At 66.0% G+C, this 24,579-nt stretch carries 25 protein-coding genes; 17 read left to right on the top strand and 8 right to left on the bottom strand.

The features are described 5' to 3' along the window. Nucleotides 1-48 precede the first annotated feature (48 nt). Genes A5790_RS02040 through A5790_RS02030 form a run of 3 tightly spaced genes read left to right on the top strand, consistent with a single transcriptional unit; the run spans nucleotide 49 to nucleotide 3,593 of the window. On the top strand, nucleotides 49-1,710 hold the full coding sequence (locus A5790_RS02040) for an acyl-CoA synthetase (protein WP_066841063.1): 1,662 nt from the start codon (nucleotides 49-51) through the stop codon (nucleotides 1,708-1,710). A 5-nt stretch (nucleotides 1,711-1,715) separates the two neighbouring features. Beyond that, nucleotides 1,716-2,837, top strand: a complete 1,122-nt coding sequence (locus tag A5790_RS02035) for a nitronate monooxygenase family protein (RefSeq protein WP_066841061.1) — start codon at nucleotides 1,716-1,718, stop codon at nucleotides 2,835-2,837. A 51-nt stretch (nucleotides 2,838-2,888) separates the two neighbouring features. Beyond that, entirely contained in the window at nucleotides 2,889-3,593 is a 705-nt protein-coding gene (locus A5790_RS02030) for an alpha/beta fold hydrolase (RefSeq protein ID WP_066841059.1), read from the top strand. Between the two features lie 4 nt (nucleotides 3,594-3,597). Here the strand turns inward: A5790_RS02030 and A5790_RS26090 are convergent, their stop codons facing one another. From A5790_RS26090 to A5790_RS02015, 4 genes are all read right to left on the bottom strand, one after another. After that, entirely contained in the window at nucleotides 3,598-3,738 is a 141-nt protein-coding gene (locus A5790_RS26090) for an LpqN/LpqT family lipoprotein (protein ID WP_231987575.1), read from the bottom strand. 294 nt (nucleotides 3,739-4,032) lie between these two features. Continuing rightward, complete coding sequence (gene fadD17 / locus A5790_RS02025; RefSeq protein WP_066841057.1) at nucleotides 4,033-5,535, bottom strand: long-chain-fatty-acid--CoA ligase FadD17; 1,503 nt, start codon at nucleotides 5,533-5,535, stop codon at nucleotides 4,033-4,035. A gap of 1 nt (nucleotide 5,536) precedes the next feature. Continuing rightward, nucleotides 5,537-6,634, bottom strand: a complete 1,098-nt coding sequence (locus tag A5790_RS02020; RefSeq protein WP_066841055.1) for an acyl-CoA dehydrogenase family protein — start codon at nucleotides 6,632-6,634, stop codon at nucleotides 5,537-5,539. Nucleotides 6,635-6,642: 8 nt separating this feature from the next. Further along, a complete protein-coding gene (locus tag A5790_RS02015; protein WP_066841053.1) occupies nucleotides 6,643-7,824 on the bottom strand; it encodes an acyl-CoA dehydrogenase family protein in 1,182 nt (393 codons plus the stop codon). Between the two features lie 145 nt (nucleotides 7,825-7,969). Here A5790_RS02015 and A5790_RS02010 point away from each other — a divergent pair, with 145 nt between their 5' ends. The 12 genes from A5790_RS02010 (at nucleotide 7,970) to A5790_RS01955 (ending at nucleotide 19,984) form a co-directional block, all read left to right on the top strand. After that, the gene (locus tag A5790_RS02010; RefSeq protein WP_064347982.1) at nucleotides 7,970-8,161 is read left to right on the top strand and encodes a ferredoxin; all 192 of its coding nucleotides are present in this window, start codon (nucleotides 7,970-7,972) and stop codon (nucleotides 8,159-8,161) included. A gap of 45 nt (nucleotides 8,162-8,206) precedes the next feature. Further along, nucleotides 8,207-9,115, top strand: a complete 909-nt coding sequence (locus A5790_RS02005) for a 3-oxoacyl-ACP reductase (protein ID WP_066841051.1) — start codon at nucleotides 8,207-8,209, stop codon at nucleotides 9,113-9,115. Nucleotides 9,116-9,384: 269 nt separating this feature from the next. Next, nucleotides 9,385-10,149: an ABC transporter permease gene (locus A5790_RS02000; protein ID WP_066841048.1), complete on the top strand. Its 765-nt coding sequence runs from the start codon at nucleotides 9,385-9,387 to the stop codon at nucleotides 10,147-10,149. Between the two features lie 49 nt (nucleotides 10,150-10,198). Further along, the gene (locus tag A5790_RS01995) at nucleotides 10,199-11,041 is read left to right on the top strand and encodes an ABC transporter permease (RefSeq protein WP_066841046.1); all 843 of its coding nucleotides are present in this window, start codon (nucleotides 10,199-10,201) and stop codon (nucleotides 11,039-11,041) included. 9 nt (nucleotides 11,042-11,050) lie between these two features. Then, nucleotides 11,051-12,253 (top strand): MCE family protein, encoded by a 1,203-nt coding sequence (locus tag A5790_RS01990; protein WP_064419355.1) that lies wholly within the window; start codon nucleotides 11,051-11,053, stop codon nucleotides 12,251-12,253. Nucleotides 12,254-12,308: 55 nt separating this feature from the next. Next, on the top strand, nucleotides 12,309-13,346 hold the full coding sequence (locus A5790_RS01985; RefSeq protein ID WP_064419410.1) for an MCE family protein: 1,038 nt from the start codon (nucleotides 12,309-12,311) through the stop codon (nucleotides 13,344-13,346). After that, complete coding sequence (locus A5790_RS01980; RefSeq protein ID WP_066841043.1) at nucleotides 13,336-14,397, top strand: MCE family protein; 1,062 nt, start codon at nucleotides 13,336-13,338, stop codon at nucleotides 14,395-14,397. The genes A5790_RS01985 and A5790_RS01980 overlap by 11 nt, the downstream gene beginning before the upstream one ends. Further along, the gene (locus A5790_RS01975) at nucleotides 14,394-15,836 is read left to right on the top strand and encodes an MCE family protein (RefSeq protein WP_064419357.1); all 1,443 of its coding nucleotides are present in this window, start codon (nucleotides 14,394-14,396) and stop codon (nucleotides 15,834-15,836) included. The genes A5790_RS01980 and A5790_RS01975 overlap by 4 nt, the downstream gene beginning before the upstream one ends. Beyond that, nucleotides 15,833-16,993: an MCE family protein gene (locus tag A5790_RS01970; RefSeq protein WP_064419358.1), complete on the top strand. Its 1,161-nt coding sequence runs from the start codon at nucleotides 15,833-15,835 to the stop codon at nucleotides 16,991-16,993. The genes A5790_RS01975 and A5790_RS01970 overlap by 4 nt, the downstream gene beginning before the upstream one ends. Next, a complete protein-coding gene (locus tag A5790_RS01965; protein WP_064419359.1) occupies nucleotides 16,994-18,739 on the top strand; it encodes a virulence factor Mce family protein in 1,746 nt (581 codons plus the stop codon). 34 nt (nucleotides 18,740-18,773) lie between these two features. Beyond that, nucleotides 18,774-19,466: a hypothetical protein gene (locus A5790_RS01960; protein WP_064419360.1), complete on the top strand. Its 693-nt coding sequence runs from the start codon at nucleotides 18,774-18,776 to the stop codon at nucleotides 19,464-19,466. After that, nucleotides 19,466-19,984: a hypothetical protein gene (locus A5790_RS01955; protein ID WP_064419361.1), complete on the top strand. Its 519-nt coding sequence runs from the start codon at nucleotides 19,466-19,468 to the stop codon at nucleotides 19,982-19,984. The genes A5790_RS01960 and A5790_RS01955 overlap by 1 nt, the downstream gene beginning before the upstream one ends. Nucleotides 19,985-20,004: 20 nt before the next feature. On the opposite strand, the gene A5790_RS01950 is transcribed toward A5790_RS01955, so the two are convergent. From A5790_RS01950 to A5790_RS01940, 4 genes are all read right to left on the bottom strand, one after another. Continuing rightward, on the bottom strand, nucleotides 20,005-21,468 hold the full coding sequence (locus A5790_RS01950; protein ID WP_066841041.1) for a trehalose-6-phosphate synthase: 1,464 nt from the start codon (nucleotides 21,466-21,468) through the stop codon (nucleotides 20,005-20,007). Continuing rightward, nucleotides 21,469-21,633, bottom strand: coding sequence for a hypothetical protein (locus A5790_RS25660; RefSeq protein WP_090279904.1), 165 nt, complete (start codon nucleotides 21,631-21,633; stop codon nucleotides 21,469-21,471). A 51-nt stretch (nucleotides 21,634-21,684) separates the two neighbouring features. Continuing rightward, nucleotides 21,685-22,041, bottom strand: a complete 357-nt coding sequence (locus A5790_RS01945) for a hypothetical protein (RefSeq protein WP_064419363.1) — start codon at nucleotides 22,039-22,041, stop codon at nucleotides 21,685-21,687. 98 nt (nucleotides 22,042-22,139) lie between these two features. Next, the gene (locus A5790_RS01940; RefSeq protein ID WP_231984641.1) at nucleotides 22,140-22,418 is read right to left on the bottom strand and encodes a hypothetical protein; all 279 of its coding nucleotides are present in this window, start codon (nucleotides 22,416-22,418) and stop codon (nucleotides 22,140-22,142) included. 331 nt (nucleotides 22,419-22,749) lie between these two features. Here A5790_RS01940 and A5790_RS01935 point away from each other — a divergent pair, with 331 nt between their 5' ends. After that, the gene (locus A5790_RS01935; protein ID WP_066841038.1) at nucleotides 22,750-23,682 is read left to right on the top strand and encodes an enoyl-CoA hydratase; all 933 of its coding nucleotides are present in this window, start codon (nucleotides 22,750-22,752) and stop codon (nucleotides 23,680-23,682) included. Nucleotides 23,683-23,725: 43 nt separating this feature from the next. Further along, nucleotides 23,726-24,562, top strand: a complete 837-nt coding sequence (locus tag A5790_RS01930; protein WP_064419366.1) for an SDR family oxidoreductase — start codon at nucleotides 23,726-23,728, stop codon at nucleotides 24,560-24,562. Nucleotides 24,563-24,579 lie beyond the last annotated feature (17 nt).

The raw sequence follows: 24,579 nt of genomic DNA, 5'->3' as shown, positions 1-24,579 counted from the left end.
GATGCCACAGACTTGTCTGGAAATGTAACACGTTCTAGTTTAGGTCTCGTGGCCCTGAACATTGCCGATCTCGCCGAGCACGCCATCGACGCCGTGCCAGACCGTGTCGCCCTCATCTGCGGCGACGACCAGTTGACGTACGCCCAGTTGGAGGAGCAGGCCAACCGGTTGGCCCACTATCTCATCGACCAGGGCGTCAAGAAGGACGACAAGGTCGGCCTGTACTGCCGCAACCGCAACGAGATCGTCGTTGCGATGCTCGGCATCGTCAAGGCCGGCGCCATCCTGGTCAACGTCAACTTCCGCTACGTCGAGGGCGAACTGAAGTACCTGTTCGAGAACTCCGACATGGTCGCGCTGGTGCACGAGCGCCGCTACTCCGATCGCGTCGCGAACGTGCTGCCCGAGACCCCTGCCGTGAAGACCGTACTTGTGGTGGAGGATGGCAGCGACCCAGAAGATGGGGACTTCGAGCGTTACGGCGGCGTCGAGTTCTACACCGCCCTCGAACAGGCCTCGCCGGAGCGCGATTTCGGCCCGCGCAGCGAGGACGACATCTACCTGCTCTATACCGGCGGCACCACCGGTTTCCCCAAGGGCGTGATGTGGCGCCACGAGGACATCTACCGGGTGTTGTTCGGCGGCACCGACTTCGCGACCGGCGAGTTCGTCAAGGACGAGTACGACCTGGCGAAGGCGGCCGCAGAGAACCCGCCGATGATCCGCTACCCGATTCCGCCGATGATCCACGGCGCCACCCAGTCGGCGACCTGGATGTCGCTGTTCTCCGGTCAAACCACGGTTTTGGCACCGGAATTCGACGCCGACGAGGTCTGGCAGACCATCGAGAAGCACAAGGTGAACCTGCTGTTCTTCACCGGCGACGCGATGGCCCGCCCGCTGCTAGACGCGTTGACCAAACTGCACGACGCCGGTCGAGAGCCCGACCTGTCGGCGCTGTTCCTGCTCGCGAGCACAGCCGCGTTGTTTTCGACCAGCATCAAGGAGAAGTTCCTCGAACTGCTGCCCAACCGGGTGATCACCGATTCGATCGGTTCCTCGGAGACCGGGTTCGGCGGCACCAGCATTGTGGCTAAGGGGCAGTCGCACACCGGCGGGCCGCGGGTCACGATCGATCACCGCACCGTCGTTCTGGACGAGAACGGCAACGAGGTAAAGCCCGGTTCGGGTGTGCGCGGATTGATCGCTAAGAAGGGCAACATTCCCGTCGGGTACTACAAGGATGAGAAGAAGACGGCCGAAACGTTCAAGACGTTCAACGGGATTCGCTACGCCATCCCGGGTGACTACGCCGAGGTCGAGGCGGACGGCACCGTCACGATGCTCGGGCGAGGCTCGCAGTCGATCAACAGCGGCGGCGAGAAGATCTACCCCGAAGAGGTCGAGGCCGCGCTCAAGGGTCATCCCGACGTGTTCGACGCGCTCGTGGTCGGGGTGCCCGACGAGCGCTACGGCCAGTGCGTCGCCGCCGTCGTGCACCGCCGCCCGGGCACCAACCCGACGCTGGCGGAACTCGACACGTTCATCCGCCGGGAGATCGCGGGATACAAGGTGCCGCGCAAGATCTGGTGGGTCGACGACATCCATCGCACACCGGCCGGTAAGCCGGACTACCGGTGGGCCAAGGACGTCACCGAAGAGCGCCCCGCCGACGAGGTGCACGCCAACCATGTGGGGTCGGCGTCGTGACGGGAATGCGCACTGAGCTGTGCGATCGGTTCGGCATCGAGTACCCGATCTTCGTCTTCACGCCGTCGGAGAAGGTCGCCGCCGCGGTCAGCAAGGCGGGCGGTCTCGGTGTGCTGGGCTGCGTACGATTCAACTCGGCCGACGATCTCGAAGACGTGCTCTGCTGGATGGACTCCAACACCGACGGCAAGCCCTACGGCGTCGACGTGGTGATGCCCGCCAAAGTGCCCCAGGAGGGGACGGCGGTCGACATCAACAAGCTGATCCCGCAGAGCCATCGCGACTTCGTCGACAAGACGCTCGCCGATCTCGGAGTTCCGCCGCTGCCGGAGGATGGGGACCGTAATGAGGGAGTGCTCGGGTGGCTGCACTCCGTGGCGCGCTCGCACGTCGAGGTGGCGCTCAAGCATCCGATCAAGCTGATCGCCAACGCGCTCGGCTCACCACCGAAGGACGTCATCGACCAGGCACACGCCGCGGGAGTTCCGGTCGCCGCGCTGGCCGGCAGCGCCAAACACGCTCAGCGCCATGTGGACAACGGTGTCGACATCGTTGTGGCGCAGGGCCACGAGGCCGGCGGCCACACCGGTGAGATCGGCTCGATGGTGCTGTGGCCGGAAATCGTTGACGCGCTTGGCGGGAAGGCCCCGGTGTTGGCCGCCGGCGGTATCGGCACCGGCAGGCAGGTGGCCGCTGCCCTCGCGCTGGGTGCTTCCGGGGTGTGGATGGGTTCGGCGTTTCTGACGGCGGCCGAGTACGACCTCGGCCACCGCAAGCCCGGAGGCATCTCGACGATCCAGGAGGGGCTGCTGCGGGCGACGTCGGCCGACACCGTGCGCCGGCGGATTTACACCGGTAAGCCCGCCCGTCTACTCAAGACGAAATGGACCGACGCCTGGGATACGCCCGAAGCCCCCGAGCCGTTGCCGATGCCGCTGCAGAACATCCTCGTCAGCGAGGCGCATCAACGCATGAACGAGTCGGACAACCCCGACACCGTGGCGATGCCGGTGGGCCAGATCGTGGGGCGGATGAACGAGATCCGCCCGGTCGCCGACATCATCGCCGAATTGGTGGCCGGTTTCGAGGAGGCCACGCGCCGGCTCGACGGCATCCGCGGCGGTTAAACGGCCTCCGTCTTCTGCGTACCCTCGTAAGATCAGCCACCGGGGTGGTCTATGGCGACGTTCGCTTTGGTACACGGCGCATGGCACGGTTCGTGGTGCTGGGAGAAGTTGACCCCGGAGCTGGAATCGTCGGGCCACGACGTCGTTGTCATGGACCTGCCGTGTGAGGATCCCTCGGCGACATTCGACGACTATGCAAACGTCGTTTGTGCCGCGGTGGGTGGCGTGCCGGGGAGGGATCTCGTCGTGGTCGGACACTCTCTAGGCGGCCTGACGATTCCCCTTGTGGCCGAGCGCCGACCGGTGCGTAGCGTCGTTTACGTGTGCGGCGTCGTGCCGATTCCGGGACAAAGCTTCCGACAACAACTCATCGATGAAACGGACATGACGGTTTCCGGGTATCTGCAGGGACTCGGCGAGCTGGACTCGCAACGTCGGCGCAGGTGGGTCGACAGGAGGTTGGCGCGGTACCACATGTTCGGCGATTGCGACGACGCCTCGGCCAGTTGGGCTTTCGAACGATTGAGACCGCAAGCCACCGATCCCTACGAGTTACCGTGTCCGCTGAGCGCTTACCCTTCCGTTCCTTCGGCGTATGTGGTGTGTACGGAAGACCGCATGGTGAATCCTCAGTGGTCCAGGCGCATTGCGCGTGACAGGTTGAACGCCGAGACCTTCGAACTGCCGGGCGACCATTCACCGCTTCTGTCCCGCCCGGCGGAACTAGCTGGTGTTCTTGACCAGTTGGCGGTGTGACCGCTTAGAAGCCGATCGTGGTCTGCTCGTCGATGATTTCGGTTGCCCTCGCGACAACCTCGGCCTGGTCCTCGAGTCCGTCGGCGTTGAGTTGCAGCACGAAGAGGCCGTCCTGGCCGGGGATCTGCGAATTCGTCACGGGCACCGGCAGGTCGATGACGGGCGAACCGGGCCGCCCCGCCGAACCTGTGTCTCCTGGATGTTGTTCCCGCAATGTAGCTGGCGATCGTCGGATTCATGCCCGGCGCCGGCTGTTCGCGCGGTACGACGCTCGTCCTCGACGTGGTCTGCGACGTGGCCGCCGCGTCGGTCTTGGTGTCGGAGCTGCAAACAAAAGGATCAAGCCCAGAGCGGCAGCCACCACCGCAGTCGCGCTGATGGCCGTCGAGCTCATAGAAACTCCTAAGTCGATGTGCGTTCCTGCAGCGCAGGAGATCGGTCAGCGGATCCGATACACCCCATCGGTGCAGTCGGTGCCCTCGGCCGCCAGCTGGCGTTTGATCACCTTGAACGTCTCTGTGCGCGGCAGCGCAGTGCTGACCCGTACGAACGAGGGCCATTGCTTGGGTCCGAGATCTGGCTGCTCGCTGAGGAATTCACGGAACGCATCGACATCGAAGGTCGCACCTTCGGTGAGGGTCAGCGCGGCCATCACCTGGTCGCCGACGTCCGGCGCGGGTATCCCGTAGACCGCGACCTCCACGACGTTGGGATGCCGCAGCAGTACCCGCTCGATCGGTGCCGCACCGAGGTTTTCGCCGTCAACGCGCATCCAGTCGCCGAGGCGGCCCGCGAAGTAGGCGAAGCCGTTCTCGTCGCGGTAGGCCAAGTCGCCGCTGTGGTACACCCCGCCGCGCATCCGCTCGGCGTCGGCCTCCGGATCGTTGTAATAGCCCTCGAAACGACCTGCGTCCGAGACGTTGACGAGCTCACCGGTCACACCGGGCGGGCACGGCTCGCCGGTGTCGACATCGACGATCTCGGTCCCCGGCGGGAGCGGACCCAGCGAACCGGGCGGGGTGTCGGGGGTTCGGGCGATCGCGATACCACCCTCGGTGGAGCCGAAGCCGTCCATCACCACCGTGCCGAACCGCGTCGCGAACCGCTCGACATCGGCGGGCGCACCTTCGTTGCCGTACACCGCTCGCAACGGATTGTCCGCGTCGTCGGGGCGCTCGGGTGTGGCGAGAACATACGACAGCGGCTTGCCGACGTAGTTCGCGTACGTCGCACCGAAGCGACGGACGTCGGGGAGGAACTGCGAGGCGGAGAACTTGCGGCGCAACGCCAACGAACTCTGCGACGCCAGCGCCACCGCCCAGCCGACCAGCACCGCGTTGGAGTGAAACAACGGCATCGACACGTAGCAGACGTCGCTGGGTCCGAGATCGAAGCGCTGCGTCATCGTCACACCGGCGACCGCCACCTTGCCGTGGCTGCACTTGACGGCCTTCGGGTCACCGCTCGTGCCCGATGTGTAGATCAGCATGAACAGGTCTGTGGGTACGGCCTCGCGCACGACGACCGGCTCGTCGGCGAACGCCGCCACCTCGGCCGCCCATCCCGGCGAGTCGACATCGATGTGGTCGATACCGTCGATCACGTCTTGCGATCCCGAATCAGCAAGCACGAGTTGACAATCGGCATGGGCAATGTCGCGCTGCAGCGCCGCCCCCCGGCGGACGGGGTTGAGTCCGACCGGCACGATCCCGGTCAGCCCCGCGGCGGCCAGGACCGCCGAGAAGAACGGCGTGTTCTGCAGCAGCACCCCGACGTGAGGGGGCCGGTCCGGATCGAGACGGGCCCGCAACGCGGCGGCGACGGCCGCGGCGTACCGCAGGTGCTCGCGCCAGGGGGTGAAGGTCTCCTCGAAAAGCACTCCGCGATCGTCGACGTCGACCAGCGGCGCCAGCAGTTCGGCGACCGTGGGCAGCCTGTTCACCTCACGCGGGCGTATCGGCCAGCTCCCGACCGATGCGCAGCAGTTGCCCCGTCGCGCCGCCCACGGCGAACTCGGTTTGCTTGGCCGCCAGGAAATACCGATGCACGGGGTGGTCGATGTCGATCCCGACGCCGCCGTGCACGTGCACCGTGGTGTGGGCGACGCGGTGGCCGGCGTCGGCGGCCCAGAACGCGGCGGTGCTGACGTCGACGTCGGCGGGCAGATCCTCGGAGAGCCGCCATGCGGCCTGGGTGAGGGTCAACCGTAGTGCCTTGACGTCGATGTAGCCGTCGGCCAGTCGCGACGACACCGCCTGGAAGCTGCCGATCGGCCGGTCGAACTGCTCGCGTTCGCGGGCGTACTCCGCGGTGAGCTCCAGCGCGCGTTCGAGCACTCCGAGCTGAAAAGCGCTGCGGCCCAGCGCGGCCCGCACGGTCAGCCACGCCGCGGCGTCACTGTCGCCGACGACCCGGCCGGCATCGACCTCGGTGCCCTGCAGCTCCACGTGGGCGACGCTGCCGTGACCGGTGGTGCTCAACGACTCGACCGTCACGCCGGGGTCGGTCGCCGCGACCAGGAAAACCTTGAGGCCCGAGTCTGTTTCAGCCGGGATCAGGAACGCGTCGGCGACCGGCCCGTAGGGGACCTGGGTGCGCGATCCGGTGAGCCGGTAGCCCGCACCGGACGACTGCGCCTGCACCGGGCCCTGACCCATCTCGCCGTCGAGCGCGACGGTGAGCACCTTGTCGCCCTTGATCGCAGGCACCGCCCACTCCTTCTGCAGTGCCTCCGGGGCGAACCTGGCCAGCGCGCCGGCGCCCAGCACGACCGACTCGAGGTATGGCACCGCGGACAACTGCCTGCCGAGCGCGACCAGGATCGCCACCTGTTCGAGCGCCCCGAATCCGCCGCCGCCCACCGACTCCGGAGCGGCAGCAGAGAGCACGTCGGCCTCGATCAGCTTCCCCCACAGGGTCTTGTCGAACCGTTGGTCGAGGCCGTCCAGTTCGCGCTGGCGCTCGGGGGTCACGACGGAGTCGACGATCGTGCGGACCAGCCCGCCGAGATCCTCCGACGCTTCGGTTGTCTTGAAGTCCATGTCGGGTCCTATCGGTTCACTCGGGGCAGGCCGAGCGCGACCATGCCGATGATGTCGCGCTGAATCTCGTTGGTGCCGCCGCCGAACGTCAGGATCAGGCAGCTGCGGTGCATCCGTTCGATCCGCCCGCGCAGCAGGGCGCCCGGTGTGCCGGGGCGCAGCGTGGCCGCGGTGCCCAGCACCTCCATCAGCAGGCGGTAGGCCTCGGTGGCCAGCTCGGTGCCGTACACCTTGGCCGCCGACGCGTCGGCAGGGGAGGGCGCGGCGTCATCGGCGGAGGCCAGTTCCCAGTTGATCAGCTTTAGCACCTCGGCCTTGGCGTGCACCCGGGCCAGGTTGAGCTGGACCCACTCCGAGTCGATCAGCCGGTTGCCGTGCACATCCTTGGTGTTTTGCGCCCACTCGCGAACCCCGTTGAGCGCCAGAAAGATCGGTTGCGCCGACACCAGTGCGACCCGCTCATGGTTGAGCTGGTTGGTCACCAACTTCCAGCCGGCGTTCTCCTCGCCGACCAGGTTGGTCGCCGGCACCCGGACGTCCTGGTAATAGGTGGCGCTGGTGTCGACACCGGCCATGGTGTGCACCGGCGTCCAGGAGAACCCCTCGGCCGTGGTGGGGACGATCAGCATCGAGATTCCGCGGTGCTTCTTGGCCTCGGGATTGGTGCGCGCGGCCAGCCACACGTAGTCGGCGTAGGCGATCAGGCTCGTCCACATCTTCTGGCCGTTGATGACGTAGTCGTCGCCGTCGCGGACCGCGGTGGTGCGCAGCGACGCCAAGTCGGTTCCTGCGCCCGGTTCCGAGTAGCCGATCGAGAAGTGCAGATCGCCCGCGGCGATCTTGGGGAGGTAAAACTTCTTCTGCTCCTCGGTGCCGAAGTGCATGATCGTCGGCGCGACGCTGTTGATCGTCAGGAACGGTACCGGGACGTTCGCGATCGCGGCCTCGTCGTTGAAGATCAACCCGTCGATGGGAGGGCGCTCCTGGCCGCCGAACTCCTTGGGCCAGGACAGCGTCAGCCAGCCGTCCTTGCCCATCTGCGCGACGGTCTCGCGGTAGACGTTGCCGCGTCCCATCTCGCCGTCGTTGGATGCCAGCGCCTCGGCGCGCTCGGGCGTCATCAACTTGGTGAAGTAGGACCGCAGCTCGCGGCGCAGCTCGTCCTGCTCTGGGGTGTAGCCGATCCGCATCGCCTTGTCCTAACTTCTCTAGAGGCACGAAGTGGCATACCGGGAGCCAGCCCCGATTCCCTCCCGGTTGTAACACGTTCTAGTCTTGGGGTCCAGGCCGGTGCCACACTGGGCTCGGAGCAGCTTTGACCGCGAGGAGGTTGTGATGAGGGTGGAAGTGGACCGGGACCGGTGCGAAGGCAACGCCGTGTGCGTGGGAATCGCGCCCGACCTGTTCGATCTCGACGACGACGATTACGCGGTGGTCAAGCTCGATCCGGTACCCGCCGACCAGGAGGATCTGGCCGAGCAGTCCATCGCGGAGTGCCCGAGAGCGGCACTGCTCCGCCGAGACTAGAGGTATTCATAATTTGACGACGCACGCGGGCATCCGAGGAGTGGCATGAGTACAGACCCCAACGACCTGTCCGGCCGCGTGGCGGTGGTAACCGGCGCGGCGGCAGGGCTGGGACGCGCGGAGGCCATTGGCCTTGCCAGGGCCGGCGCGACCGTCGTCGTGAACGACATCGCCCCCGCGCTCGACAAGTCCGATGTGCTCGACGAGATCGCCGCGGCGGGCGCCAAGGGCGTCGCGGTGGCCGGCGACATCAGCGAGCGCTCGACCGCCGACGAACTGGTCGAAACGGCCGACGGACTCGGCGGCCTGGGCATCGTCGTCAACAACGCGGGCATCACCCGCGACCGCATGCTGTTCAACATGTCCGACGAGGACTGGGACGCGGTGATCGCCGTGCATCTGCGCGGGCACTTCCTGTTGACCCGCAACGCGGCCACCTACTGGCGCGCGAAAGCAAAGGAAAACAACGGCCAGGTCTACGGCAGGGTCATCAACACCTCGTCGGAAGCCGGGCTGGTGGGACCGGTCGGGCAGGCCAACTACGGCGCCGCCAAGGCCGGGATCACCGCGTTGACGCTGTCGATGGCCCGTGCGCTGGAACGCTACGGCGTGCGGGCCAACGCCATAGCTCCCCGCGCACGCACCGCGATGACCGCGGACGTGTTCGGCGAAGCGCCCGAGCTGACCGAGGGCCAGATCGACCCGTTGTCGCCCGACCACGTCGTGAACCTGGTGCGCTTCCTGGCCTCCCCGGCGGCCGAAGGGGTCAACGGTCAGCTGTTCATCGTCTACGGTCCTACCGTGACACTGGTGGCAGCGCCGACGGTCGAGGCACAATTCAGCGCCGAAGCCGACGCCTGGGACCCCTCGAAGCTGTCCGAAACCCTTCAGGAGTACTTTGCTGGACGCGATCCGCAGAAGTGTTTCTCGGCCACCGCGCTAATGAATCAGTAAGACTGACGGTCTCGTTCGTTACCGCCGAGCTCGACTAGAACACGTTCTAGAATGAGCTGGGTCACACTTGCCTTGACCAGCACAAAAATCACATTTGTGACTACATTTTCGGGGCTTTGACACTGCGAACGTGTTCTAGTTAGTATGATCCGGCTCACCGAGAGCAACGCTGAGCCAAGGGGTGGGAAGTCCGCCGTGACAACGTATTTCACCTCTTCGCCACGAAGACGACGCGCCGAACATCCCTTCCCCCGAGAACGGAGCAAAGGTTGATCGAACAGCTCGCGGCACCGGCACGGGCCGTGGGCGGGTTCGTCGAGATGTCGTTTGACACGTTCGCCAAGACGTTCCGGCGGCCGTTTCAGTTCCGTGAGTTCCTCGACCAGACCTGGATGATCGCGCGGGTTTCGCTGGTTCCGACGCTGCTGGTGGCTATTCCGTTCACGGTGCTGGTCGCGTTCACCCTCAACATTCTTCTGCGCGAGATCGGCGCGGCCGACCTGTCCGGCGCGGGCACCGCCTTCGGCACCATCACCCAGCTCGGGCCGGTGGTGACCGTGCTGGTGGTGGCGGGCGCCGGTGCGACCGCGATCTGCGCGGACCTGGGCGCGCGCACCATCCGCGAGGAGATCGACGCCATGCGGGTGCTGGGCATCGACCCGATCCAGCGGCTGGTGGTGCCGCGGGTGCTTGCCTCGACGTTCGTGGCGCTGCTGCTCAACGGCCTGGTCTGCCTGATCGGCCTGTCCGGCGGTTATGTGTTCTCGGTCTTCCTGCAGGGCGTGAACCCCGGCGCGTTCATCAACGGGTTGACGGTGTTGACGGGCCTCGGTGAGCTCATCATGGCGGAGATCAAGGCCCTGTTGTTCGGGGTGGTGGCCGGACTGGTGGGCTGCTATCGCGGGCTGACCGTCAAGGGCGGCCCCAAGGGCGTGGGCACCGCGGTCAACGAAACCGTCGTCTATGCGTTCATCTGCCTGTTCGTGATCAACGTGGTGATGACGGCGATCGGCGTGAGAGTGCTGGAGCGGTGATGGGATACCGCCCGCTCGCGGGGGACGCTTTCGCGAAAAAGAGACGATCATGAGCTACGACGTCACGGTTCGCTTCCGGCGCTTCTTCAGCGGTGTGCCCAAGATCGTCGACAACATCGGCGAGCAGGCGCTGTTCTACGGCGAGACGATGCGCTATCTGCCCAACGCAGTCCGGCGGTACCGCAAGGAGACGGTCCGCAACATCGCCGAGATGACGATGGGCACCGGCGCGCTGGTGATGATCGGCGGCACGGTCGGCGTCGCCGCCTTCCTGACCCTGGCCTCCGGCGGCGTCATCGCCGTTCAGGGCTACAGCTCACTGGGCAATATCGGCATCGAGGCGTTGACCGGCTTCCTGTCGGCCTTCCTCAACGTGCGCATCGTCGCCCCGGTGATCGCGGGCATCGCGCTGGCGGCGACGATCGGCGCGGGCACCACCGCTCAACTGGGCGCCATGCGGGTCTCCGAGGAGATCGACGCGGTCGAGTCGATGGCCGTGCACTCGGTGTCCTACCTGGTGTCCACCCGGCTGATGGCGGGCATGGTCGCGATCATCCCGCTCTACTCACTGTCGGTGCTCGCCGCGTTCTTCGCCGCCCGATTCACCACCGTGTTCATCAACAAGCAGTCCTCGGGCCTCTACGACCACTACTTCAACACCTTCCTGGTGCCGACGGACCTGCTGTGGTCCTTCCTTCAGGCAATAGTCATGGCCATCGCGGTCATGCTGGTGCACACCTACTACGGCTACAACGCATCGGGCGGTCCGGTCGGTGTCGGCATCGCGGTCGGCCAGGCCGTGCGGACCTCACTGATCGTCGTCGTCACCATCACCCTGTTCATCTCACTCGCCGTCTACGGCGCGTCCGGCAACTTCAACCTCTCCGGGTAGGCGGGGACGATGTCTGATACCGAGGCCAAGCGCAGCCACGTGAGGATCGCCGCGGCGATCCTCGCCGCGATCCTGATCGCGGCGACGGTGTTCACCTACCTGGCCTACACGGCGGCCTTCACGCCGGTGGACACCGTGAGCGTCACTGCTCCCCGCGCGGGTCTGGTGATGGAGCGCGACGCCAAGGTCAAGTACCGGGGCGTGCAGATCGGCAAGGTCGAGTCGATCGAGTACGCCGGCGACGAAGCCAAGCTGACGTTGGCCATCAACCGCACCGAGATGCGCTACATCCCCTCCAACGCCAATGTGCGCATCGGCAGCACGACGGTTTTCGGCGCTAAGTCCGTCGAGTTCCTGCCGCCGGCGCAGCCGTCGGGTCAGCAGCTGAAGGCCGGCGCGACCGTGGCCGCCAAGGATGTGCAGCTCGAGGTCAACACGCTGTTTCAGACGTTGAGCGACGTGCTCAACAAGATCGACCCGATCAACCTGAACGCCACGCTGAGCGCGGTGGCAGAAGGCATGCGCGGCAACGGTGACGATGTCGGCGCGTTGCTCGCCGGGCTGAATTACTACCTGCAGCAACTCAATCCGAAGCTGCCCACGCTGCAGGAGGACCTGCGCAAGACCGCGGTGGTGGCCAACATCTACGGCGATGCCGGTCCGGATCTGGCTCGGATCATCGACAACGCACCCGCGATCAGCGACACGATCGTCGACGAGAAGGACAATCTCAACGCGACGCTGTTGGCCGCGACCGGCCTCGCCAACAACGGCACCGCCACCCTCCAACCCGCCGAAGACGACTACATCGCGGCGATCCAACGACTCCGTGTGCCACTAAAGGTGGTCGGTGAGTACTCACCGATGTTCGGTTGCCTGCTGAAGGGCACTGCCCAGGCGGTGGACCGGTTCGCCCCCATTATCGGCGGAATCCGACCGGGTCTGTTCGTCGCCTCGAATTTTCTCCCCGGTTCACCGGCGTACACGTATCCCGAGAGCCTCCCGATCGTGAACGGCACCGGTGGCCCGAACTGCCGTGGTCTCCCTGAAGTCCCGAACAAGCAATTCGGCGGGTCCTGGTATCGCACGCCGTTCCTGGTGACCGACAATGCTTATGTCCCGTACCAACCGAACACCGAGTTGCAGTTCGACGCGCCGTCGACGCTGCAGTGGCTGTTCAACGGGGCGTTCGCGGAACGGGATGACTTCTGATGTGGGGGTACCGCCCGCGCGCGGGGGACGCTTGCGCGAAGAAGCGGAGGCCCTGATGCGCGGCGACAAGACGTTGCTCAGCGTGAGCATCTTCACCGTGGTCATGCTCCTGGTGGCCGCGATGCTGGTGGTTGTCTTCGGCGAATTCCGGTTCACCGCGGAGAAGGGCTATCACGCGACCTTCACCGACGCCTCCAGGTTGAAGGCTGGCCAGGACGTTCGGATCGCCGGTGTCCCGGTCGGTACCGTCGGTGACGTCAAGCTCAACCCCGACAACACGGTCGATGTCTCCTTCGATGTCGACAAGCGCTACCAGCTCTACACCTCGACGCGCGCGGTGGTCCGCTACGAGAACCTGGTGGGGGACCGGTATCTCGAGATAGCCTCCGGGCCCGGCGAACTGCGAAAGTTGCCGGCCGGCAGCACGATTCCCAAGGAGAACACCCAACCCGCGCTCGATCTAGACGCGCTGCTGGGCGGCCTTCGGCCGGTGCTCAGGGGTCTCGACGGTCAGAAGGTCAACGAGGTCAGCAACGCGGTGATCGAGCTGTTGCAGGGCGGGGGCGGTGCGCTGTCGAACCTGTTGTCGACCACCAGTGCGTTCGCCCAGAACCTGGCGGCTAGAGACCAGCTCATCGGTGACGTCATCGGCCACCTGAACACCGTGCTGGCGACCGTCGACGAGAAGGGTTCGCAGTTCGACGCCAGCGTCGACCAACTGCAGCAGCTCATCACGGGTCTGGCCGAAGGCCGCGATCCGATCGCCGGTGCCATCGAGCCGCTCGCGTCGGCGGAGAATGATCTGACCGACATGCTGCGGAAGTCACGCAGGCCCGTCCAGGGGGTCATTGAGAACGTGCGACCTCTGGCGCAGCGGCTCGACGAGCGCAAGGCCGATGTCAACAAGACGATCGAGCCCTTGGCCGAGAACTATATGCGGCTCAACGCTCTTGGCGCCTACGGTTCGTTCTTCAACATCTTCTACTGTTCGACACGATTGAAGGTCAACGGTCCTGCGGGCAGTGACATCCTGATTCCGCTGGGTGGTCCGCCCGATCCGTCGAAGGGGAGGTGCGCGCCGAATGTCGAGTAGAGCCGGTGATTCGAATCCGTTGCGCAAGGGCATCTTCGGGATCTTCCTGGTGGCATGCCTGGTGCTGGTGTCGTTCGGCTACAGCAGCCTGCCGTTCTTCCCGCAGGGCAAACCCTACGAGGCGTACTTCAGCGACGCGGGCGGCATCATCCCTGGCAACGACGTCAACGTGTCGGGCATCAAGGTCGGCAAGGTCACCGTTGTCGAGCTGGCAGGAGACGCGGCCAAGGTGCTGTTCACGGTCGACCGTGACATCAGGGTGGGCGACCAGTCGATGGTCGCGATCAAGACCGACACGGTGCTCGGTGAGAAGTCGTTGGCGGTGACTCCGCAGGGAACGGGTGAGGCGACGGTCATTCCGTTGGCGCGCACCACGACTCCGTACACGTTGGCCACGGCGTTGCAGGACCTCGGGCAGACCGCGGGCGAGCTGGACAAGCCGCGGTTCGAGCAGGCGCTGCAGGCGATCACCGACTCGCTCCGCAACGCCACCCCGCATCTGCGGGGTGCGCTGGACGGGGTGGCGAACCTGTCGCGCAGCCTGAACAAACGTGACGAGGCGCTCGCGCAGCTGCTCGGCCACGCCAAGCGGGTCTCCGACACGCTGGCGCGGCGCGCCGGACAGGTGAACCAGCTGATCGTCGACGGCAACCGGCTGTTCGCCGCGCTCGACGAACGGCGCCAGGCGCTGAGCAATCTGATCGCCGGCATCGACGATGTGTCAGAACAGCTTTCCGGTTTCGTCGCCGACAACCGCCGTGAGTTCAGGCCCGCGCTGGAGAAGCTCAACCTGGTGCTCGACAACCTCCTCGAGCGGCGCGAACACATCAGCGAAGCGCTCAAGCGGCTGCCGCCGTACGCCACGACGCTCGGCGAGGTGGTCGGGGCCGGCCCGGGCTTCCAGGTCAACCTGTATGGGCTGCCGCCCGCACCCCTGGCTGAAGTGCTGCTCGATTCCTACTTCCAGCCGGGAAAGCTTCCGGACAGCCTTGCCGACTATCTGCGCGGGTACATCTCCGAGCGCCTGATCATCAGGCCGAAGTCACCGTGACGCAAGCGACTTCGACCTTGATCCGCAGCGGCTGGTTGCGGCCGACGCTGGCCGCCCTGCTGGTGATCACGCTCGCCGTCGGGGTGTTCCTGGTGTGGCCGACCCGGTCCGGTAACAAGGTGACGGCGTACTTCACCTCGGCGGTCGGGCTCTATCCGGGCGACGAGGTCCGCATCGTGGGGGTCCCCGTCGGCAGGGTCGACTCGATCGAGCCGCGGGTCGGCGACGTGAAGGTCACGATGACGCTGGATCACGGGATCCAGGTCCCGGCGGATGCCAAGGCGCTCGTGATCGCACCGAATCTGGTGTCGGCCAGGTTCGTTCAGCTCACACCGGCCTACACCGGTGGCACGGCGATGGCCGACGGCGCGGAGATCGGACTCGACCGCACCGCGGTACCGGTCGAGTGGGACGAGGTCAAAGAACAGCTCACCGCACTGAGCGCGCAACTCGGACCCAAACCCGGTTCGATGCAGGGCCCGCTGTCGGTCGTCGTCAACCAGGCCGCAGACACCTTCGACGGAAACGGGGACACGTTCCGCAAGGCGCTGCGGGAGCTCTCGCAGACCGCGGGCCGGCTCGGCGACTCGCGCACCGACCTGTTCGGCACAATCCGCAACCTGCAGGTACTGGTCAATGCGCTGTCGAACAGCAACGAGCAGATCGTGCAGTTCTCCAACCACGTTGCGTCGGTATCGCAGGTGCTCGCGGACAGTTCGGCGGGCCTGGACAACACGCTCGCCACGTTGAACCAGGCGCTGGGCGACGTGAGGGGCTTCCTCAACGAGAGCAACAGCGCGCTGATCGACCAGGTCACCAAGCTGGCCGACTTCACGAGCATCCTGACCGAGCGCAGCGAGGACATCGAGCAAGTCCTGCACGTTTCACCAAACGGGCTATCGAACTTCTACAACATCTATAACCCGGCCCAGGGCACCGTGGGCGGCCTGCTGACGCTGCCGAATTTCGCCAACCCGGTGCAGTTCATCTGCGGCGGCTCATTCGAGGCGGCCCCTAAACCGGACAACTTCAAGCGCACGGAGATCTGCCGGCAGCGTATGGGTCCGGTTTTCAAGCGTATCGCGATGAACTTCCCACCGCTGCTGTTCCACCCGATCAACAGCATCACCGCGTACAAGGGCCAGATCATCTATGACTCTCCCGCCACCGAGGCAAAAGCGGAAACTCCGGTTCCGTATCTGCAGTGGAATAGCGCCCCAGGTGTGACACCGCCGCAGATATCGGCGGATATGGACCTCAGTTCGCTCATGGTGCCCCCTGCGCCCGACGTGGCTCCCGGCGCCGCGCATGTCGGTGGACCGATCGTTGAAGCTCCGCTCGCGGACTCCCAAGGTTCGGCGGAGAGCCCGTCCGAGGCCGGCGAACCCGTCGCCCCCGGGCCGATGCCCGCCCCGCTGCCAGGTGGAGGTGCACCGTGATCCGCAAGATCGTGGCGATAGCGTCGCTGGCCGTGCTTCTGGCCGGCTGCTCGTTCGGCGGGCTCAACTCCCTGAACATGCCGGGCACCGCCGGGCACGGCCCCGGTTCCTACGAGATCACCGTGGAACTGCCCGATGTGTCGACGCTGCCGCAGAACTCGCCGGTGATGGTCGACGACGTCACCGTCGGAAGCGTGTCGGGTATCGAAGCCGTGCAGCGTTCCGACGGTACGTACTACGCCGCGGTCCAGTTGTCGCTGGACGAGAACGTCAACCTGCCCGAGAACGCGACCGCGAAGGTGGCGCAGACCTCGCTGCTCGGTTCGCAACACATCGAACTGGCCGCACCCGCCGACGGCCCCGGCGTCGGGAAGCTCAAGAACGGCTCGCACATCCCGCTGGACCGGACCGGCCGCTATCCGACCACCGAGGAAGTTCTGTCCACTCTCGGCGTCGTGGTCAACAAGGGCAATCTCGGTGCGCTGCAAGACATCACGGACGAGACGTACAACGCGATCGCCGGACGGCAGGGCTCGTTCGTCGACCTGATCCCGCGGCTCGCCGAACTGACCAGCTCGCTGGACCGCCAAACGAACGACATCATCGCCGCCATGGAGGGGTTGGACCGGTTCGCCGGGATCCTCGCGCGTAGCAAGGACAACCTCGGGCTGACACTCGACCGCCTACCCACGGCGTTGCAGGTGCTCAACGACAACCGCGCCAACATCGTCGAGGCCTTCACGGCGCTGCGGAGCTTCGCCACCATCGCGTCCCGTGTCCTGGAGCAGACCAAGGATGACTTCGCGGCGGATTTCAAGGATCTCTACCCGGTGGTGAAGTCCTTCAACGACAACGCGGACTATCTGATCAAGGACCTCGAATTCCTGCCGACATTCCCCTTCCACTACAAGTACTTGAGGAACGCAGTGCGTGGCGACTACCTCAACGTGTACACCACATTCGATCTGACGCTGCGGCGTACCGGTGAGTCCGTCTTCACGACGTCGTGGGGATTGGATCCGAACATGAAGCGAATGCACGAGGTAATCACCCCGCCCGATTTCATGACCGGCTCGTTGGCCAACCTTTCCGGACAGGCCGCTGACCCGTTCGAGATTCCGCCGGGCACGGCGACGCAGCACGGGGAGGGGCCCTAGATGCTGTCGCGCCTTACTCATATCCAGCTTTCGATTTTCGCGATCGTCACCGTGCTGACGGTGGGCGCGATCTCGATCTTCTATCTGCAGCTACCGGCCGCGGTCGGCATCGGCACCTACCGAGCGACCGCGAATTTCGTCGCCGCAGGCGGGCTGTACGAAAACGCGAACGTCACATACCGCGGGGTGACGATCGGCCGGGTCGAGTCGGTCGGTCTCTCCGATGACGGCGTCGTCGCCAAGATGCGCCTCAACAGCGGCACACCCGTACCGGAGAACGTGACCGCCACGGTCAAGAGCGTGTCCGCGGTCGGCGAACAGTACGTCGACCTGGTGCCTCCCGCGGACGCGTCGAGCGCCACGCTGCGCGACGGCTCCAACATCGGGGTCGATCGCACGGCGATCGGACAAGACATTGCGGGTCTGCTGGAGGAGGCGCAGGCGCTCGTCACGAGTGTCGGGGACAGCCGCATCCAGCAACTGCTGCGCGAGACCTTCAAGGCGTTCAACGGGTCCGGACCCGAACTGGCGCGGATGATCCAGTCGGCGCGGATGCTCGTCGACGAGGCCAACGCCAACTACGGCCAGGTGAATCAGCTCATCGACCAGGTCGGTCCATTCCTCGACGCGCAGATCCGCAGCGGCGACGACATTCGCTCGCTGGCCGACGGGCTGGCGCGCTTCACCACCGAGGTGGCCAACGCCGACCCGCAGTTGCGCGCGACGCTGCAGACCGTGCCCGGGGCGACGGCCGAGGCCAACGAGCTGTTCAGCGGTATCCGGCCGTCGTTCCCGGTGCTGGCCGCCAACCTGGCGAACTTCGGCCGCATCGGCGTCATATACCGCAAGTCGCTCGAGCACTCACTGGTGGTCTTCCCGGCGCTGGTGGCAGCATTGCTGACCGTGGCCGGCGGCGTGCCTGCAGACGAAGGCGGCAAGCTCGACTTCAAGATCCACCTTCAAGACCCGCCACCGTGCCTGACTGGGTTCGTGCCACCGAGCGAGATGCGCAGCCCGGCGGACGAGACGCTGCGCGAACTGCCCAAGGACCTGTACTGCAAGACGCCGCACAACGATCCGTCCGTCGTTCGCGGCGCGCGCAACTACCCCTGCCAGGAGTTCCCTGGCAAGCGTGCGCCGACCGTGCAGCTGTGCCGCGACCCGCGCGGTTACGTCCCCATCGGCAACAACCCGTGGCGTGGTCCGCCGGTGCCGCTCGGAACACCGATGGACGTGATGGAGGACGACACCCCCGAGGACGGCCGCAACATCCTGCCGCCCAACAAGTTCCCCTACATCCCGCCGCAGGTGGACCCGGACCCCGGCCCACCGGCGGTGCAGCTGCCGCCCGGCGTTCCGCCGGGTCCCGGTCCCGCGCCGCATGCGCCGTTCCCACTCCCGGTGCCGCCGAACGAGGTCCCGCCGAGCCTGCCGCCCGCGTGGCCGTTCTTCAGCCCGCCGGACCACGTGGTGCCGCCGTACGGCCGCACACCACCGCCCCCGCCGGCAGGCATCGTTCCGCCGCCTCCGGCGCCGCCTGGGTCTCCGCCACCGGCGGGTCCGCCGCTGCCCGCGGAGGCGCCACCGATGGCGACGGGATCGACCGGTCCCCGTTTCACGACATACGACCAGAACGGGCAGTTCGTCGACCCCGAGGGCGGAACTGGCGTCATCGCGGCCGCGACTGACAAACTGGCGCCTGCAGAAAACTGGGTCGATCTGATGTTGGCCCCAAGGCAGGCGTAATGACGGAGGTTCGGCTTCGGTGAGCTCGAGCGAAGTGACGAGCGAGACGGCACCGGCGCAGACCAGGTCGAGGTCGGGGCGGCGTCGGCGGGCATCGCGGGCGGCAGGCCCGGCGAGCGGTGAGTCCACGGCGACGGCCGTTCGGGTCGAGGCGCCCAAACCGGTCACGGTCCGGCTGACGAAGCCGGCGGCCCCGCCGCCCCGCAGGCAACCCAACCGCAAGCTCGTCGCGACGGTCTTCCTGGCTGCTGCCGCCGCCGCCACGGCCGTGCTGGTGGGGCTGGGCGCGTTGATGGTCGCTGCGCAGCGCGACACCGACGCGACGCTGGCGCGCGAGCAGCGCTTCGTCGACACGGCCTCGCAGCTGGTGGTGAACATGTTCAGCTACGAGCAGGACACCATCGACCAGAGCGTCGACCGGTTCGTCAACAGCACCAGCGGACCGCTTCGCGCGATGATGACCGAAGGCAACAACACCGAGAACCTCAAAATGCTGTTCCGCGACACCAACGCCAGCGCCGAAGCCGTGATCAACGGCGCGGCCTTGGAGAAGATCGACGAGGTCGCGAACAACGCCGCGGTGTTGGTGTCCGCGCGGGTCACCGTGACCGACCTGGACGGCAACAACCAGCCGTCGCAACCGTATCGGTTGCGGGTCATCGTGCACGAGGACGACAACGGGCACATGACGGCCTACGACCTGAAATACCCCGACGGTGGGAACTGATGCCCGCACCGTCAACTAGCACCAAGTCGCCGTGGACCGCGCGGATCGTCGGCGCGCTGTCGGTTCTGTTGGCAGTCGCGTTCGTGGCGTCGGCCGGTGTCGGTGGCTGGCTCTACTGGAACCGCGTGGAGCAGCGCGGCGAGCTGGCCGCGCGCAGCGAGTTGGCTCCGTTGGCCGAGCGCCAGATCCCGAAGGTGTTCGGCTACGACTACCAGACCGTGGAGCGCACGCTCAACGAGGTCTACCCGATGCTCACCCCGGATTACCGCCAGGAGTTCCGCGATCGCGCGGACAAGGACATCATCCCGCAGGCGCGCGAACGCCAGTTGGTCAGCCAAGCGCACGTCGTCGGGGTCGGCGTGCTCGACGCGCATCGTGAATCGGCTTCGGTGATGGTGTATTTGAACCGCACCGTCACCGACAAGTCCAAGGAACCCATCTACGACGGCAGCCGCCTGCGGGTCGACTATCAAAAGGTCGACGGCAAGTGGCTGATCCAGTACATCACCCCGATTTAATCGGGAGCAGGTAACTGGCTTCAGGACCGCCCGTCGGCGGACTCCGTGGAAGCCAGCGCATCGAGGAACGCCCGCGCCCACCGGTCGACGTCGTGTGCGAGCACCTGTCTGCGCAGCGCCCGCATGCGGCGCCTGCCCTCTTCCGGCGCTTGGTTCAACGCGGCCTCGATGGCGTCCTTGACACCCTCGAGATGATGCGGATTGGCCAGGTAGGCCTGACGCAATTCCGCTGCCGCACCGGTGAACTCGCTGAGAACCAACGCGCCGCCCAGATCGCTGCGACACGCCACGTACTCCTTGGCGACGAGGTTCATGCCGTCGCGCAGCGGGGTCACCAGCATGACGTCGGCCGCGACGAAGAACGCGATCAACTCCTCGCGCGGCACCGGGCGGTGTAGATAGTGCACGATCGGATGGCCGACCTCACCGTATTCGCCGTTGATGTGGCCGACCTGACGTTCGATGTCCTGGCGCATCTCGATATAGCTCTCGACCCGCTCCCGACTGGGTGTCGCAAGCTGGACGAGCACGGTGTCCTCGCGGCTGGCCCGGCCCTCGGCGAGCAGTTCCGACAACGCCCTGAGCCGGACGTCGATGCCCTTCGTGTAGTCGAGACGGTCCACACCCAGAAGGATCTTGCGGGGGTTGCCCAACTCGGCGCGGATCTCCTTGGCGCGCTGGCGGATCGACCGGGACCGTGCCTGCTGGTCGAGCGAGGTCGAGTCGATCGAGATGGGGAAGGCGCCGACCTTCACCGTGCGGAAGCCGAAACTCACCTCACCGAACCGTGACCGGACCCCGATCGTGGCTCGAGAAGTGTTGGCGCCGACCAGCCTTCGGGCCAGGATGAGGAAGTTCTGCGCACCGCCGGGCAGATGAAACCCGACCAGATCCGCACCGAGCAGGCCTTCGATGATCTCGGTGCGCCACGGCATCTGCATGAACAACTCGACCGGCGGGAACGGGATGTGCAGAAAGAACCCGATGGTGAGGTCCGGACGCAGCATGCGCAGCATCGTGGGCACCAACTGCAGTTGGTAGTCCTGGATCCACACGGTCGCGCCGTGCGCGGCGTGTTTTGCGGTGGCTTCCGCGAAGCGCCGGTTCACCACCACGTAGGTGTCCCACCACTCCCGGTGGTAGATCGGCTTGACGATCACATCGTGGTAGAGCGGCCACAGGGTCGCGTTCGAGAAGCCTTCGTAATACTTCGCGACGTCGTCGGCGGACAGCTTGACCGGGCACAGGGTCATGTCGTCCTGTTGGATCGGCTCGTCGTCGGCGTCGGGTACACCGGGCCAACCGATCCACGCCCCGCGCCGACGGCGGAGCAACGGTTCCAGGGCCGTGACCAATCCGCCCGGACTTCTCTTCCAGGTGGTGCTGCCGTCAGGTAGCCGCTCCATGTCGATCGGCAGGCGGTTGGCCACCACCACGAAATCGGCGCTGCCGGAGTCGGCCCGTGGACCGTCCCCTGAAGTCACTTACGCCTCGAGTTTCGAGGGCCCAATGCCGAGCATCGAGAGGAACACCCGGCATTCGTCGGCGTCCTTCGCGTACGCGGCGACGACGCGTCGCGCCTGGCGGGCGGTGCTGTCGGCGAGGGGTTCGACGTCGCCGAGCTCAGCGGGATCTGATTTCGCAGGCATACGACAACTGTATGCGAAAGGGAGACCGCGCCGGTCGGTTAACCCCTTTGACTAGGGGCTGTGGCTGAAGACGGGAGCCGGGGGCGGTGTCACCGTCTGCGCCTGGGCCTCCTCTGCCAGGCCGATGCAGCCGCCCTGGTTGTGGCCGATGCACGGGATGCCCATGACCTCGGGGACGTCGGGGTTACCGGGTTGTGTGGTGAACACCGAGCCGGCGTTGGGCACCGTGTGGGGTACGCAGTTGCCGGTGAACTGGTCCGGTTCCTCCCCGCCCGAGCAGCCTTGAGCCTGCGGCGCAACCGGGGCCGTGGGTGTTGCGAAGACGGAGACCACCGGTGCCGCGGCGATCGCAACCGCGAAGCCGCCGGCAAGGATCAGCCGTTGTACAGGGGACTTCAAGCTCGCCATTGTCACGCTTTCTGTAGTGATCAACCGTGCTCTTGGCAGGGATTCTATGGAAGCCGAAAGCTTTCTGCACAGCTTCGCAAAATGGCCGACCTGCCCGACTACGGGCTGGCGCTGATGGTGGAGCGAGGCTGCGCGGGTGGGCCGGCCGCGGCTTCGTCCTCGGCCAACCCCAGACAGGCCCCGGCGTTGTGCCCGATGCAGGGGATACCTTGAATCTCCGGGACATCCGGGTTCGCCGCGGTGGTTTGGAAAAGAGGCGGCGAGTTCGGGACCATGAACGGCACACACGTCATGGTGAATTGGTCTTGCTCCTCACCCCCCTGGCAGCCCTGAGCCAGTGCAGCGCTCGGTTCCGACGCGACATGCAGTGCGGCCATGGGACCTGCCGCGGCCGCGACTATGAAAGCGCCGGTGAGAACGAGTCTCCGGAGCGGGACCGAATAATTCGCCATTCCGCGATTCTAGGAGCCGATCGGTTGATTCGTGCATCTTTGCACCGTTGGCAGGCCCCGAACCGCCGAAGGTGGTTAGCGCCACGAGTGCCGGTTGGGCCGTGACAGCCTTACCCAGCAACGGAATACGCCGCACCGAAGGACGCGCGAATGGCATCTGTGAATCGACTGCCAGGTTGCTGCGGCACCGGCGATAAAGCGATGCGGGGCGCACCGTAATGTGCAGGTGGTCGAACTACAAGCGAGGTGATCCGCGATGGCGAGCCCTGATCTGACGAGCGCCGATGCCGGAGGCGGTGCAGCGCAACAGGTGACGTACGAAACCCTCGACGACGGCCAGATCGCCCGCATCTGGCTGAATCGTCCGGACGCGCAGAACGCCCAGTCCCGCACATTGTTGGTGCAGTTGGACGAGGCGTTCGGCCGCGCAGAAGCCGATGACAATGTGCGGGTGGTGATCCTGGCCGCGCGCGGCAAGAACTTCTCGGCGGGCCACGATCTCGGGTCGGAAGAGGCGATGCTGGAGCGAACGCCGGGCCCGGCTCAGCATCCGACGTTTCAATCGCACGGCGCCACCGTGCCGGCGATCGCCGAGCGCACGTATCTGCAGGAGTGGCACTTCTTCTTCGAGAACACGCGCCGGTGGCGGGATCTGCGGAAGATCACGATCGCCCAGGTGCAGGGAAATGCGATATCGGCCGGGCTCATGCTCATCTGGGCGTGCGATCTGATCGTCGCTGCCGACGATGCCAAGTTCAGCGACGTGGTGGGCGTGCGGATGGGAATGCCCGGCGTCGAGTACTACGCGCATCCATGGGAATTCGGCGCTCGGAAGGCCAAAGAGCTTCTGCTGACCGGTGATTCGATCGACGCCGATGAGGCGTACCGCCTCGGCATGGTGTCGAAGATCTTCGCGCGCGATGAACTTGAGGACAAGACACTCGAATTCGCCCGCCGGATCGCCGAGCGCCCGACGATGGCGGCGTTGCTCATCAAGGATTCGGTCAACGCCGCCGCGGATGCGATGGGCTTCACCGAGGCGCTGCGCCACGCGTTCCACATTCACGAACTCGGACACGCGCACTGGGCGGCGCACAACGAGAACCGCTACCCGGTCGGGCTGCCGCCGAATGTGCCGGACTGGCGCACACTCGGCCCGCCGAAGCCCGCCCGCCGTGACGTGCCGTGACGTATAACTAGAACCTGTTCTAGCGGTAGCGAAGGGGTTTGCGGTGGAGTTGTCCCTGACGGGTCGGACGGTGTTGGTGACGGGCGGCGGCAGCGGCATCGGTAAGGGTGTGGCTGCCGCTGTGGTGGCCGCCGGCGGTAACGCGATGCTCGTCGGCCGCAACGCCGACAGGCTGTCCAGCGCGGCCGACGAGATCAAGGCCCAGGGCGGCCCCGGTTCCGTGCTCTACGAGCCGGCCGACGTGACGAACGAGGACGAGGTGGAACGGGTCGTCGAGGCCACCACGGCGTGGACCGGCCGCCTCTACGGTGTCGTGCACTGTGCAGGTGGCAGCGAGACGATCGGGCCGATCACCCAGATCGATTCCGAACTGTGGCGACGCACCGTCGATTTGAACATCAACGGCACCATGTACGTGCTCAAGCACTCGGCGCGCGAACTGGTGCGCGGTGGCGGCGGATCGTTCATCGGCATCTCGTCGATCGCAGCGAGCAACACGCACCGCTGGTTCGGCGCATACGGCGTTTCCAAGGCGGGCATCGACCACATGATGCAGCTCGCCGCCGACGAACTCGGCGCCTCCTGGGTGCGCGTGAACTGCATCCGCCCCGGCTTGATCCGCACCGAGCTCGTCGCACCGGTACTCGAATCCCCGGAGCTCAGCGGCGACTACGCCGCCTGCACGCCGTTGCCGCGGCCCGGTGAGGTGGAGGACATCGCCAATGCCTCGCTCTTCCTGCTCAGCGATGCCGCCAGCTTCATCACCGGTCAGGTCATCAACGTCGACGGCGGTCAGTTGGTGCGGCGTGGACCCGACTACTCGTCGATGCTCGAGCCGCTCTTTGGGGCGGAGGGTCTGCGGGGAGTCGTCTCGACCTGACGAGTGAAACCCCCGCT

Origin of the sequence: Mycobacterium sp. 852002-51152_SCH6134967 (assembly GCF_001667105.1) — a bacterium.
Taxonomy (GTDB): Bacteria; Actinomycetota; Actinomycetes; order Mycobacteriales; family Mycobacteriaceae; genus Mycobacterium; species Mycobacterium neumannii_A.
The sequence above is the reverse complement of the archived record's forward strand: the minus strand, read 5'-3'. Positions and strand labels throughout refer to the sequence as shown.